This is a genomic window from Rhodococcus sp. G-MC3, from assembly GCF_030063335.1.
Classification (GTDB): domain Bacteria; phylum Actinomycetota; class Actinomycetes; order Mycobacteriales; family Mycobacteriaceae; genus Rhodococcoides.
This window is the reverse complement of sequence record NZ_JASISW010000011.1, coordinates 1-12817: the sequence shown is the minus strand read 5'-3', so window position 1 is coordinate 12817 and position 12817 is coordinate 1. Positions and strand designations below refer to the sequence as shown.

The 12817-nt window shown below is 62.8% G+C and carries 13 protein-coding genes; 7 read left to right on the top strand and 6 right to left on the bottom strand.

Features of this window, described 5'->3' with window-relative positions:
• Positions 1–8: 8 nt before the first annotated feature.
• The 6 genes from QMK17_RS13960 to uraD form a co-directional block, all read right to left on the bottom strand.
• Positions 9–875: an SDR family oxidoreductase gene (locus tag QMK17_RS13960; RefSeq protein WP_283509871.1), complete on the bottom strand. Its 867-nt coding sequence runs from the start codon at positions 873–875 to the stop codon at positions 9–11.
• Positions 876–972: 97 nt separating this feature from the next.
• Positions 973–1734: an IclR family transcriptional regulator gene (locus QMK17_RS13955; protein ID WP_283509870.1), complete on the bottom strand. Its 762-nt coding sequence runs from the start codon at positions 1732–1734 to the stop codon at positions 973–975.
• Between the two features lie 73 nt (positions 1735–1807).
• Positions 1808–3202 (bottom strand): nucleobase:cation symporter-2 family protein, encoded by a 1395-nt coding sequence (locus QMK17_RS13950; RefSeq protein ID WP_283509869.1) that lies wholly within the window; start codon positions 3200–3202, stop codon positions 1808–1810.
• A gap of 11 nt (positions 3203–3213) precedes the next feature.
• A complete protein-coding gene (gene pucL / locus QMK17_RS13945; RefSeq protein ID WP_283509868.1) occupies positions 3214–4104 on the bottom strand; it encodes a factor-independent urate hydroxylase in 891 nt (296 codons plus the stop codon).
• A gap of 2 nt (positions 4105–4106) precedes the next feature.
• Positions 4107–4460: a hydroxyisourate hydrolase gene (gene uraH / locus QMK17_RS13940; protein WP_283509867.1), complete on the bottom strand. Its 354-nt coding sequence runs from the start codon at positions 4458–4460 to the stop codon at positions 4107–4109.
• Entirely contained in the window at positions 4453–4992 is a 540-nt protein-coding gene (gene uraD, locus QMK17_RS13935; protein ID WP_283509866.1) for a 2-oxo-4-hydroxy-4-carboxy-5-ureidoimidazoline decarboxylase, read from the bottom strand. The genes uraH and uraD overlap by 8 nt, the downstream gene beginning before the upstream one ends.
• 234 nt (positions 4993–5226) lie before the next feature.
• Here uraD and QMK17_RS13930 point away from each other — a divergent pair, with 234 nt between their 5' ends.
• From QMK17_RS13930 to allB, 7 genes are read left to right on the top strand one after another with little or no spacing between them, the layout of a single operon-like run.
• The gene (locus QMK17_RS13930; RefSeq protein WP_283509865.1) at positions 5227–5622 is read left to right on the top strand and encodes an allophanate hydrolase-related protein; all 396 of its coding nucleotides are present in this window, start codon (positions 5227–5229) and stop codon (positions 5620–5622) included.
• Between the two features lie 11 nt (positions 5623–5633).
• A complete protein-coding gene (locus tag QMK17_RS13925; protein ID WP_283509864.1) occupies positions 5634–6452 on the top strand; it encodes a hydroxypyruvate isomerase family protein in 819 nt (272 codons plus the stop codon).
• 9 nt (positions 6453–6461) lie between these two features.
• The gene (locus QMK17_RS13920; RefSeq protein WP_283509863.1) at positions 6462–7352 is read left to right on the top strand and encodes a 2-hydroxy-3-oxopropionate reductase; all 891 of its coding nucleotides are present in this window, start codon (positions 6462–6464) and stop codon (positions 7350–7352) included.
• 1 nt (position 7353) lies between these two features.
• A complete protein-coding gene (gene gcl, locus QMK17_RS13915) occupies positions 7354–9153 on the top strand; it encodes a glyoxylate carboligase (RefSeq protein ID WP_283509862.1) in 1800 nt (599 codons plus the stop codon).
• 2 nt (positions 9154–9155) lie between these two features.
• Positions 9156–10286 (top strand): glycerate kinase, encoded by a 1131-nt coding sequence (locus QMK17_RS13910; RefSeq protein WP_283509861.1) that lies wholly within the window; start codon positions 9156–9158, stop codon positions 10284–10286.
• Positions 10283–11371, top strand: coding sequence for an allantoicase (gene alc, locus QMK17_RS13905; protein ID WP_283509860.1), 1089 nt, complete (start codon positions 10283–10285; stop codon positions 11369–11371). The genes QMK17_RS13910 and alc overlap by 4 nt, the downstream gene beginning before the upstream one ends.
• Positions 11326–12678, top strand: a complete 1353-nt coding sequence (gene allB, locus QMK17_RS13900; protein ID WP_283509859.1) for an allantoinase AllB — start codon at positions 11326–11328, stop codon at positions 12676–12678. Before alc ends, allB begins: the two co-directional genes overlap by 46 nt.
• The last annotated feature ends 139 nt before the right edge of the window (positions 12679–12817 follow it).

Below are 12817 nucleotides of genomic sequence, written 5' to 3'. Positions count from 1 at the left end.
GGGCAGAACTAGAGTGCGGTGTTGCGCTTGCTCGTGGAACGGCCGAGCGCTGCGACCTCGGCGTCCATCTTCGGCAACAGGCGCGGCACGTGCTTCAGCAGCGCGCGGTCTCCGACCGTCGAGTTGAGAATGCTTCTGAATCGACCCGCGAATCCCACCCACTTCGGCACGTACACCTTGCGCTTACGGCCCTCCAACCCGTCCACGAACGCGTCGACGCATTTGTCGACGGTCATCGTCCGCCCGAATGGACCTGGCATGACGTCGAGCATCTCGCGGAAAGCGCCGAGATCGGCCTTCGCGTCCCGCACGAGTGGGGTGTCGATCCATGCCATGTGCGCGGAACCGACACCGACACCCTGATAGGTCACTTCGAGACGGAGCGCGTTCGCGAACTGCTCGACGCCTGCCTTGCTCGCGTTGTACGCGGCCAGACCGGGGCACGCCGCGAATGCCGCGAGCGATGACACGATCAGAATGTAGCCCTTCCGCTCGATCACCGAGGGCAGCGCTGCCCGCACGGTGTTGAACACTCCGAGCACGTTGATGTCGAGAACTCGCGCGAACGTCTCCGGATCGACCTGAAGAACGGATCCGTAGCTGGAGATTCCCGCGTTTGCAAGCACGAGGTCGATGCCGCCGAACTTCGCGATTCCTTGATCGACCGCCCCCTGCATGGCCGCCAGATCGCGAACGTCGGCCACAACCGTCAACGCGTCGTCGCCTAGTTCGAGACCGAGTTCTCTCAGCGGCGCCTCGTCGACGTCGGTCAGCACCAGCTTGCTGCCCTTCGCGGCCAGTGCGCGAGCGGTTTCGGCCCCGATGCCGCGCCCGGCGCCGGTGATGAGCACGACCTTGTTCGAAAGTGTGGGCATCGCCCGTGACCTCCCGTGTTCCGTTCCCCCCGTTTTGGGAACTGCTACGTGTCACTTTCCATCTGATACGGACGGGTGTCAAGAACGCCTGCGGTTTTCATCTGGGCTGTCGGTCGCTCGCGAGGTCCTTCGACAGACGCTGCGCGGCCGAGGTCAGCAGGGGAACGAACTGCTCTGCGGATTCGATGGTGACCCGAGCCGTCGGACCGGCAATGGACATGGCCGTCAGAGTGGGCGCGCCGATGACGGGGACAGCAAAGCATCTGACGCCGATTTCCTGTTCGCCGTCGTCGACGGCATAACCCCGGGTCCGCACGAGTTCGAGGTCCGCGAGAAGAGTGTCGAGCGTGGTCAGAGTGTTGACCGTCCTCGGCGCCATCCCGGTCCGGGCTACGATCGCCCGAACCGAGTTGTCGTCGAGCTGCGCCAGCAGCGCTTTCCCCACCCCCGTGGAGTGGGGAAGCACTCGCTGACCGACCTCGTTGAACATCCGCATCGCATGCTCGGACGGGACTTGAGCCACGTAGACAGCCATATCGTCTTCGAGAAAGGCCATGTTGGATGTCTCGTGAGTTTGCCGAACCAGCTCGGAAAGATACGGCGTCGCCCATCCACCGATCAATTTGGTGGCGCTGTCTCCCAGCCCGATCAGCTTGGTGCCGAGCGCATAGCGTCGAGTTGCGAGCCGTCGGACGTATCCGAGCGAGACCAGTGTTCCGATCAGCCTGTGCACCGTTGGCATCGGAAGGTCGGCTGCCTCCGCGAGTTCGCTGATTCCTATGGATCCGCCTGACGTAGCCATGATGTCGAGCAACTCGAAGGCTCGCTCGACCGATTGAACACCGCCACTGGCCGCCACAGGATTTCCTCTCACCGTCGGGTTATTCCACACTATTCCACGAAGCGGAACTTCGACGTCGCCCGGCAACGTGTCACGTCGCGTGATGCCGGGTGGCGACGGGTGGTGCCGCCGTCACCACCGAGGGTGAACTCCGCTGGCCTCGTGTGAAGACGTTGAAGAAGATATTGAGCAGCACCGCGACAATACTCGCGGCGCTGATGCCGGAGTCGAACACCACGTGGACCCAGTCAGGAAAGGCCGCGTAAAACCCGGGAACCGCAATCGGTATGACGCCGAAACCAATTGCGACGGCAACGATGATCAGATTGAGATTTCCGTCGAAATCGACCTTCGACAGTGTCCGTATCCCGCTGGCAGCGATCGAGCCGAACAACACTATTCCTGCGCCGCCGAGCACTGGCAGCGGCACTGCGGCAACGACCCGTCCCAGCACGGGGAACAGGCCGAGGAACAGCAGTACCGACCCGCCCGCGGCCACCACATAGCGACTTTTGATCCCGGTGACCGCTACCAGTCCGACGTTCTGCGCGAAAGCGCTTGCTGGGAACGTTCCGAAGATCGGAGCAACGGTGGTTGCCAGCATGTCGGCACGAAGCCCGTCACCGACACGACGTCCGTCCACCTTGGTTCCCACTATCTCACCGACTGCGAGGATGTCCGCGGTCGTCTCGGTCATTATGACGAGGATGACAACGACCATCGAGATGATGGCACTGATCTGAAACGTGGGAGTTCCGAACGCGAACGGCTCCGGAAAGCTGAAGACGCTACCGTTGCCCACATCCGAGAAGTCCGCCTTTCCGACGACGAACGCGAACACGGTTCCGCAGACGATGCCGATGAGAATCGACAACCGTGAGAGCGTCCCCTGCACCAACCGGCTGACCAGAAGCACCACCGCGAGGCTGAACCCGGCCAGGCCGATATTCGACATCGACCCCCAATCGGCAGCCTTCTGGTCTCCGCCCATCGCCCACCGAACTGTTACGGGCAGCAACGAAATGCCGACGACCGTGATGATGGTCCCGGTGACGACCGGCGGGAAGAAGCGGACGATCTTACTGAAGAACGGTGTGATCAGGATGCCGATCGCGCCGGCGACGATGATCGCGCCGAATACGGAGTTCAACCCGCCGGGGCCGCTAGCGATCGCCACCATCGTCGACACCGATGCGAATGACACACCCTGCACCAGAGGCAGTTTGGAGCCGACATACGGCAATCCGAGCGTCTGCAGCATCGTGGCCGCGCCACTGACGAACAGTGCAGCAGAGACCAGGAGGGCAACCTCGTTCCCGGTCAAACCCGCCGCACCGCCCACGATCAAGGGCGGTGCGATCACACCGCCGTACATCGTCAGAATGTGTTGCAAACCGTAGAGATACGACTTGCCGATCGACAATCGCTCGTCCTCGGGACGAGCCGTGTCGTGTGGGGTGCGTGCGGTTCGATTCGTCAGCTTCATCGCCGTCGCTCCTAGCAGAATCCGGCAACAGTGTCCCAGGCGCGGCCGGCGCCCGGGGCATCGTCGCGCTCGACGGTGGCTTCGATCAGCCCGTACGGCCGGTCGGCGACATAGAAGACTTCACCGGGGTTGTCGAGGCCGAAGGGCTCGAGATCAACCAGGAAATGGTGAATATTGGGCATGGAGAACTTGATCTCAGCGATCTCCGGATGCGCCTCCAGAACTTTGGTACCCATCTGGAACAGGCTCTGCTGCAATGCAAGTGAGTGAGTGCTGGCAAATGCGTCGAGCATGATGGAACGTACATCGTCGTAGATCTTGTCGAAGTCGAGGTCAGTCGAGAGATACCGCCACCTGGCACTCACCGAGGTGGCGAGAACCCGATCAGTGGTTTCCTTCAACGTGGTGTACCGATCCTTGGGGTAACCCCAGAATTCCGATGCGGTCGAGTTCAGCACGACGAGGTCCGTGATTCCGGAGATCACAGTGGTGGTTCCCCCGTCGACGGTGACGACCGTGTTCCGCTTCTCGTCGCTGCCTTTGACGAACGAGTGGTCACAGCCGTCGGTGCCCGAGGGAATGCGCGACCAATTGTACTGCTCGACCTCCCACCGTCCACCCTCGATCCAGTCGAAGCTACTGGTGAAGTGAGTGCCCAGACGCATCGCGAAGTCTTCGATCGCCCCGATCCCGTCTCGCGCGAAGGCATAGACGGTGTTCTTCTGGGTATCGGTTGCGACCACGTGAGCGTTGTCGCCCACGGTGTGCGCGGCTTCGAGGTCACCGCGCAGCTGAGAGGTGACGCTCACGTCGGTGATGCGGTGACGCGAGGTATCCCGGTCTATGCGGACGAGTCGGCATTCTGCCTTTCCATACTGGTTTGCTCCGAGCACGATACTCATGTCTAGCTCCCTCGATAGGTAGTGAATGCAAACGGGCTGAGAAGAAGTGGAACGTGATAGTGCGAGCAGTCCGCGAGAACCTCGAACACGATCTCGACTGCTGGATAGAAAGTTTCGACGCCGCGCTCGGCGAAGTAGCGGCCCGACTCGAACGTGAGTCGGTAGCGGCCGGCCGTCAGCGACGATGGGCCGAGGTCCGCGACGCGGCCCTGCAGATCGGTGATTCCCGACGAGACTGTGACATCGGCAGCAGCATCGGCACCCCCGTCCGCCTGTAGCGTCACCGAAACGCCCGGTGCGGGCGCACCGCTAGAGGCATCGAGCACATGGGTACTGACGAGGCTCCGCTCAGTCATTGTTCAGCACCCGCGCGATTCTGAGAACGGCGATTTCGCGGAGCTCACGTTCGACGATCCGTATCTCGGTGTCCGGGTCGTTGCCGAGACGGTCGCCGAGGGCTGCGAGAATTTCCGACGCGTCCCGCCCGGCGGCACGAATGAGGAATACATGGCCGAAGCGCTTCTCGTAGGCGACGTTGCCCTCACGTAGCTGCCGCCGGATACCCCGCCGTGCGCCGTCGACTCCGGACTGTTCTCCTCGAGCGTGCGCGGCGTGCGCATCGTCGCCGTCGGGACGTTCACCGATTCGCGGGTGGACCAGCAGCGCCCGTTCGATCTCGGCGGACGTCAGCGGCTCCGCGGCCGAGAACACCGCCGAACCGACCGCCTCGTCGTCCGCGAACGGCAGATGGCTTGCCATCGCCGAGATCCAGCGAGGGACGTCGAGACACTGACCGAAAGCATCGTGCACATCCACTGCCGTGGCCGAGTTCAATCTCTCGGCAACCGCCGAGACGGAATATTCCGTATTGCGAAACATTGATTCCATATATTGAGCGTGACAGCCGTCACAACCGCTGTCAATAGGCAAACCGGAGAAGCCCTGAATCTGAGCTCTTGCGTTGATGCACAGCATATTTCACATCGTGGAATTGATCGCGGCTCGCCAGGAAAGGTTGACAGGCGGGAGTGCATCACGTCACACTTGGTTTATTCGTGGAATTCATATTCCACAATACGGATTTTCAAGCTTCGATCGCCCCTACGAGAGGAGTCATCTTTCATGACAGAACTGTTCTGCAACGGCGGAGCAATGCGAGGCGGAAGCCTGCACCACAACGTGTCTGCGCACCCGTTCGTCGGCACCGTCAAGACCACCCCCAGCTATCGGTTCTTTTCGGTACGCGACGAGTTCCCCGCGCTCCTGCTCGATCACACCGCGGGGGCAGCGATCGAGGGCGAGCTCTACGACATCCCGCTCGACGACATCAGGACTGCTTTTCTGCCCGACGAGCCACCGGAACTCGAGCTCACCGTCGTTGCGTTGGAAGACGGACGATCGGTTCTCGGTGTCGGCCTCCGGCCAGGTGTTCTCGACACAAGACCGGACGATCTCACCGACATCACGTATACCGGCAGTTGGCGCCGATACCGCGGACTTCCAGCACCGCAGAACTGAAAGAGAGTGTCATGAAAAACTTTTCACTCGATCGATACACGGTCAACTGCTCGATCATGTTCCCCGACACCCCTCTTCTGGAGCGCCCGCGGCTCGCCAAGGACGCAGGGTTCGATGCAGTCGAGTTCTGGTGGCCCTTCGACTCGCCCGTCCCTTCGGATCCTAATGTCGACGCCTTCGTCTCCTCGATCCGCGATGCAGGTGTCCAACTGACGGGTCTGAACTTCGCCGCGGGCAACATGCCTGCAGGCGATCGCGGAATCCTGTCCGACCCAGCACAGGAACAGGCGTTTCGCGACAACATCGATGTGACGATCGGCATCGGCGAGACACTGGGAACCACTGCATTCAATGCGCTGTACGGAAACAGAATCGACGGTATCGACCCGATCGAGCAGGACCGGGTAGCGACGTCGAATCTGGCAGCGGCCGCAGTTGCCGCTGCGCGGATCGGAGCAGTCGTATTGGTGGAGCCCGTCAGCGGCGCACCGCGGTACCCGCTCACCCACGCTGCGGGCGCAGTAGCCATCATCGAGCGAGTTACGCGCGAACACGATGTTCACAGCCTGCGTCTGCTCGCCGATCTCTATCACCTCGACGTGAACGGCGACAACATCTCGGCCGCCTTGGACAACTACAAGGACTTGATCGGGCACGTGCAGATCGCCGACTCCCCCGGCCGCGGCGAGCCGGGAACCGGCGCCCTCGATCTCGACCGGTATCTCGGGCAGCTCACCGACAACGGCTACGACGGCTACATCGGCCTCGAGTACAAGCCCACCACGCCTGACCCGTTCTCCTGGCTGCTCCGCTCCGCCACCTCCACGTAAGGACCCTTCATGAGCACCATTGCATTCATCGGCCTCGGAATCATGGGTAGTCCCATGTCCGTTCACCTCGCGAAAGCGGGCCACAACGTTATCGGCTACAACCTGACGCCCGACCGCACCCGGCCCCTCGTCGAGGCAGGCGGTGTTGCCGCCGACTCGATCGCCAAGGCCGTCGCCGACGCAGACGTCGTCGCTGTGATGGTCCCGGATTCACCCGACGTGCAGGACGTGCTGGCAGGCGAGGACGGCGTGTTCGACAATGCACGGCGCGGCGCCCTGATCATCGACTTCTCCAGCATCAGACCCGACGTGACGGCAACCTTGGCGAAGGAGGCCGACACTCGCGGCTTCCGGCTGATCGACGCCCCGGTCTCCGGCGGGCAGGCCGGCGCCGAAAATGCTGCCCTGTCCATCATGGTCGGTGGTAGCACCGAGGACTTCGCCGCCGCCAAGCCGATTCTCGATGTCGTCGGCAAGACCGTCGTCCACGTCGGACCGAACGGGTCCGGCCAGACGGTCAAGGCCGCCAACCAGTTGATCGTGGCCGGCAACATCGAGGTGCTCGCCGAAGCCGTCGCGTTCCTCGAGGCGTACGGGGTCGATCTTCCCGCGGCGATCGAGGTCCTCGGTGGCGGTCTGGCAGGCTCCACCGTTCTGAACCAAAAGGCGCAGAAGATGCTCGACCGGTCGTTCGAACCCGGGTTCCGCATCGACTTGCACCACAAGGATCTCGGGATCGTCACCTCGGCGGCACGCGAGGCAGGAGTCGTGATTCCAATGGGCGGATTACTGGCACAGCTGATGGCCTCAGCACGCGCCAACGGTGATGGCGGACTCGATCACTCGGCACTGTACCGCGGCGTCGCACGACTGTCCGGCACCCTGAACACGGAGAACTGACATGGCAAAGATGCGCGCGGCAGACGCTGCCGTCAAAATCCTCGAACTCGAAGGTGCAACCACTGCATTCGGCCTGCCCGGAGCAGCGATCAACCCCTTCTACGCTGCGATGCGCGATCACGGCGGAATCCGGCACGTACTCGCCAGGCACGTCGAAGGCGCCTCGCACATGGCCGAAGGATTCACTCGCGCGGCCGCAGGCAACATCGGGATCTGTATCGGCACGTCGGGTCCCGCGGGAACCGACATGATCACCGGACTGTACTCGGCGATGGCCGACTCGATTCCAATCCTTGCGATCACCGGTCAAGCACCGGTTGCACGGCTGCACAAGGAGGATTTCCAGGCCGTTGACATCGCCTCCATCGCGGCGCCCGTCACCAAGATGGCAATGACCGTTCTCGAACCGGCTCAGGTTCCCGGGGCATTCGCGCAGGCGTTCCATCTGATGCGATCGGGTCGTCCCGGGCCCGTCCTCATCGATCTTCCGATCGATGTCCAGATGGCCGAGATCGACTTCGATCCCGATACTTACCAACCGCTTCCGGTCCACAAGCCGTTGTGTTCGCGCGCTCAGGCCGAGAAGGCCATCGACATGCTCGTCGCATCGGAGCGACCGTTGATCGTGGCAGGCGGCGGCATCATCAACGCCGACGCATCCGAGCTGCTCGTGGAACTGGCAGAACTACTCGACGTTCCGGTCATCCCGACGCTCATGGGCTGGGGAACCATCCCCGACGACCACCGTCTGGCTGCGGGCATGGTCGGACTGCAAACTGCTCATCGCTACGGCAATGCAACACTGCTCGCGTCCGACTTCGTCCTCGGCATCGGCAACCGTTGGGCCAATCGCCACACCGGCGGCCTTCAGACGTACCGCAAGGACCGGAAGTTCATCCACGTCGACATCGAGCCCACGCAGATCGGTCGTGTGTTCGCCCCCGACTACGGCATCATCTCCGACGCCAAAGCAGCTCTCGAGCAGTTCATCGACGTCGCCAAGGAGCGCAAAGCCGCCGGGACACTGCGCAACCTGTCGAGCTGGGTCGAGGACTGCGCCGCGCGCAAGCGAACTATGCACCGCCGCACTCACTTCGACAATGTGCCGATCAAGCCGCAGCGCGTCTACGAGGAGATGAACAAGGTCTTCGGCCGCGAGACCAGGTACATCAGCACCATCGGACTGTCGCAGATCGCCGGTGGACAGTTCCTGCACGTCTTCTCGCCTCGAAATTGGATCAACTGCGGGCAAGCCGGACCGCTCGGTTGGACCATTCCCGCTGCACTCGGCGCGGTTGCCGCAGATCCGTCGGCTGATGTCGTCGCACTGTCGGGTGACTACGATTTCCAGTTCATGATCGAGGAACTCGCCGTCGGCGCGCAGTTCAACCTGCCGTACGTACATGTGGTGGTGAACAATTCGTACCTCGGCCTGATCCGTCAGGCTCAGCGCGCGTTCGACATGGACTTCTGTGTGCAGCTCGGATTCGACAACATCAACCATCAGGAACCCCAGGACGATCAGCCCGGAGTCCCCAAGGGATATGGCGTCGACCACGTTCAGGTTGCAGAAGGTCTGGGCTGCAAAGCGCTTCGCGTCACCGAACCCGATTTGATCGGCGAGGCGCTCGTTCGTGCCAGGACATTGGCGTCCGAGCACAAGGTGCCCGTCGTCGTCGAGATCATTCTCGAGCGTGTCACCAACATTGCGATGGGTACCGAGATCGACAATGTCGGCGAGTTCGAAGAGTTGGCCATGACGTCGGCGGATGCCCCCACCGCTCTGCTGCTGCTGGACTAGAGATGACTCGAATCCTTCTGGCTCCGGACAAGTTCAAAGGATCACTGACGGCATCGAGGGTTGCGGACGCCCTCGCCGAAGGATTGGTCTCGGCCGATCCCGCCCTCGAGATCGTTCGTCTCCCTGTCGCCGACGGCGGTGACGGCACCGTCGCTGCTGCTGTCGCCGCCGGGTGGGAGTCGACCCGAGTGTCGTGCGAAGGACCAACAGGGCTGAACGTGGACACCTCGTACGCCACGCGCGGCGCGTCGGCCGTCGTCGAACTTGCCTCAGCGGTTGGTCTCGAACTGCTCGGCCGTCTCGAACCACTGCACGCGAGCACGTTCGGACTCGGCACCGTCATCGCCCATGCACTGGACAACGGCGCAGAACACGTCGTCGTCGGACTCGGCGGCAGCGCGTCCACCGACGGCGGCGCGGGCATGCTGGCGGCGTTGGGGGCTCGCATTCTCGATGCCGACGGCAACGATGTCGCCCGAGGTGGAGGTGCACTGCGCGGCGCTGTGCGTCTCGACACCTCGGGACTGCACCCCGGCCTGCGAGGCGCTCGAATCCAACTCGCCTGCGATGTCGACAACCCGTTGCTCGGACCGACCGGAGCTTCGGCGGTGTACGCGCCGCAGAAGGGCGCGGGCCAGCAAGAGATGCTCTACCTCGAACATGCGATGAGGCAATGGGCGCACGTCGTGAGGTCCGCTATCGGTCGCGATCTCAGCGGATACGCAGGAGCAGGCGCTGCAGGCGGCACCGGGTTCGGCGCCCTGGCAGTCCTCGGTGCCGATATCCGGCCCGGCATCGACACGGTTCTCGAACTGATCGAGTTTCAACGCCGACTGGCATGTACCGATCTCGTTGTCACGGGAGAGGGTTCGCTCGACGAACAGTCGCTGTACGGCAAAGCGCCGATCGGTGTCGCACTGGCGGCTCGTAACGCCGGAGTACCGGTGATCACGGTGTCGGGCAGGCGGACCGTCGGTGCAGACAGACTGCGCGAATACGGGATCGTCGACTCGTACGCGCTGACCGATCTCGAACCCGATACGACGGTCGCCATCGGTGATGCCGCACGCCTTCTACACCGCGTCGGCGAATTCATTGCCTTGTCGGTCATTACATCCGAAGGAGTTTCATGAGTACCCCTGATGTCACCAGCCCTGAATACACCAGCCCTGAATACACACAGCTGCCCGATCTCGCCTCCCGCGCCCTCGGCGGCAGCGTTTCGGCCGCCAACGACGAGCTCTTCGCTCAGCGTGAGAACCTGATCCGCCCCGAGGCGCCGTTCTTCGATCCCACCGATTTCGGACACAAGGGGAAGGTTTACGACGGTTGGGAAACGCGGAGACGGCGCGATCAGGGTGGAAACGATTGGGCCATCGTGCGCCTCGGAGCACCGGGCATCGTGCACGGAGTCGTCGTGGATACCGCGTACTTCACCGGCAACTACCCACCGTTCGTGTCCGTGGAGGCCGCGTTCGTCGAGGGCTACCCCTCGATAGACGAAGTGTTGAACGCTGATTGGCAGACTATCGTCGACAAGGCGCCGGCGGTCGGCGACACCCCCAACTTCTACGAGGTCGAGGACCGTCACCGTTGGACGCACGTTCGGCTGTCGATCTATCCCGACGGCGGCGTTGCCCGATTCCGTGTGCACGGCCGCGTCGTTCAAGATCCGCGGTTCCTCGGCGGCACCGTCGATCTGCTTGCCGCCGAGAACGGTGCGTGGCTCACCGAGTGCTCCGACGCCTTCTATTCCTCCCCTGCCAACATCATCCTTCCCGGACGCGCTCGCAACATGGGTGAGGGCTGGGAGAACTCCCGCCGCCGCGGTGGCGGAAACGATTTCGCAGTGTTTGAGCTGGCCGCGCCTGGCGTACCACGCCATGCCGAGATCGACACCAGCTACTACGTCGGGAATGCGCCCGGTTGGGTTCGATTGAGCGCCATCGATTCTCGTCAGCACGCCGGAGTGAATCCCACAGCGGATCCCGCGGCGTGGACCGAGGTACTTCCCCGCACTGCGGTACAACCGGATACTCGTCACCGTTTCCTCCTCGAGCAGTCGGGCGCGTACACCCACCTTCGGCTCGACGTGTATCCCGATGGAGGCCTTTCTCGCCTGCGATTGTTCGGAGAACTCGACGGCGCAGCCCTCGATGCAGTCGACCAGGCATGGCAGGCGTCGTCCCCCGCGTTGGCAGCGAGCGGTTCGTTGTGAAGTTCGACCTGCTGATCAGAGCCCCGCGGGCGATCGTCGACGGCATTGAAGTGCCGGCGGCGGTCGGCGTCCGCGACGGGAGAATTGTGTTCGTGGGTCCTCTCGACGCTGCTGCCGAAGCCGACAACGAGGTCGAACTCGGGACCGACGAAGTGCTGCTACCAGGGCTTGTCGACACCCACGTCCACGTGAACGAGCCCGGCCGCACCGAGTGGGAGGGGTTCGCCAGCGCCACACGCGCCGCCGCTGCAGGCGGCATCACCACCATCATCGACATGCCGCTCAACAGCATTCCCCCTACAGTCGACGTCTCTGCCCTCGACATCAAACGGCGGGTGGCGCAACCGCAGTCGGTCGTGAACGTCGGGTTCTGGGGCGGCGCTGTGCCCGGAAACGTAGACCAATTGCGTCCGCTTCACGACGCGGGCGTCTTCGGATTCAAATGCTTCCTGCTGCACTCCGGAGTCGACGACTTCCCTCCACTGTCGTTGCCCGAGCTCGAGAAAGCGTTGATCGAGATCGCGACGTTCGACGGGTTGATGATCGTGCATGCCGAGGACGCCGCCTCGATCGAGGACGCACCGCATCCGTCGGGTCGCGACTACGACGGTTTTCTCCACTCGAGGCCACGAGTCGCGGAAAATCTTGCGATATCGCAGGTGATCGAACTATCGCGGCGCACCGGATGCCGAGTTCATATCCTGCACCTGTCGAGCTCCGATGCGCTGCCGATGATTGCGGCCGCCAAGCGTGACGGTGTGCGGGTCACCGCGGAGACGTGCCCGCATTATCTGTGCTTCGACGCCGAAGAAATTCCCCCGGGCGCAACGCAGTTCAAGTGCTGTCCTCCAATTCGCGAAGCCGCGAACCGAGAACTGTTGTGGCAGGGTCTGACCGATGGTGTCATCGACACCATCGTCACCGACCACTCCCCCTGCACGGTCGACCTCAAGCGCTTCGATACAGGAGACTTCGGCGACGCCTGGGGCGGCATCGCGTCACTGCAGGTGTCGTTGGCTGCGGTGTGGACCGAAGCGAGCCGTCGGGGATCGACATTGGCCGACGTGGTCCGGTGGATGGGAGTCAACACTGCTGATCAGGTGGGGCTGTCGGATCGTGGGCGCATAGCGGTGGGCTCGGTTGCCGACCTCGTGGTGTTCGCTCCGGACGAGAAGTTCACGGTCGACGCTGCGTCGCTGCATCACAAAAACGCAGTCACGGCCTACGACCGACTCGGGCTCACCGGGGTGGTCAGAAAGACGTGGATGACCGAACCGGTCCAGCTTTCGAGCGTCTGGACAGCCTGAAGCTCCCCACATTGAATCACCCTAAGTTTTGTGCCGCCTCCAGTTGGGGCTGATCCTCGGCGTCGAGGTCAGAGTAGTGGAGTGTTTCGTATTCGATCGGGGGCATCTGTCCGATGCTCGAATGCAACCGCCTGTTGTT

What these genes read in the sequence shown, in the direction of transcription:
- QMK17_RS13960 (WP_283509871.1), bottom strand. Translation starts at nt 875, where the DNA reads ATGCCCACACTTTCGAACAAGGTCGTGCTCATCACCGGCGCCGGGCGC.
- QMK17_RS13950 (WP_283509869.1), bottom strand. Translation starts at nt 3,202, where the DNA reads ATGAAGCTGACGAATCGAACCGCACGCACCCCACACGACACGGCTCGT.
- pucL (WP_283509868.1), bottom strand. Translation starts at nt 4,104, where the DNA reads ATGAGTATCGTGCTCGGAGCAAACCAGTATGGAAAGGCAGAATGCCGA.
- uraH (WP_283509867.1), bottom strand. Translation starts at nt 4,460, where the DNA reads ATGACTGAGCGGAGCCTCGTCAGTACCCATGTGCTCGATGCCTCTAGC.
- uraD (WP_283509866.1), bottom strand. Translation starts at nt 4,992, where the DNA reads ATGGAATCAATGTTTCGCAATACGGAATATTCCGTCTCGGCGGTTGCC.
- QMK17_RS13930 (WP_283509865.1), top strand. Translation starts at nt 5,227, where the DNA reads ATGACAGAACTGTTCTGCAACGGCGGAGCAATGCGAGGCGGAAGCCTG.
- QMK17_RS13925 (WP_283509864.1), top strand. Translation starts at nt 5,634, where the DNA reads ATGAAAAACTTTTCACTCGATCGATACACGGTCAACTGCTCGATCATG.
- QMK17_RS13920 (WP_283509863.1), top strand. Translation starts at nt 6,462, where the DNA reads ATGAGCACCATTGCATTCATCGGCCTCGGAATCATGGGTAGTCCCATG.
- gcl (WP_283509862.1), top strand. Translation starts at nt 7,354, where the DNA reads ATGGCAAAGATGCGCGCGGCAGACGCTGCCGTCAAAATCCTCGAACTC.
- QMK17_RS13910 (WP_283509861.1), top strand. Translation starts at nt 9,156, where the DNA reads ATGACTCGAATCCTTCTGGCTCCGGACAAGTTCAAAGGATCACTGACG.
- alc (WP_283509860.1), top strand. Translation starts at nt 10,283, where the DNA reads ATGAGTACCCCTGATGTCACCAGCCCTGAATACACCAGCCCTGAATAC.
- allB (WP_283509859.1), top strand. Translation starts at nt 11,326, where the DNA reads ATGGCAGGCGTCGTCCCCCGCGTTGGCAGCGAGCGGTTCGTTGTGAAG.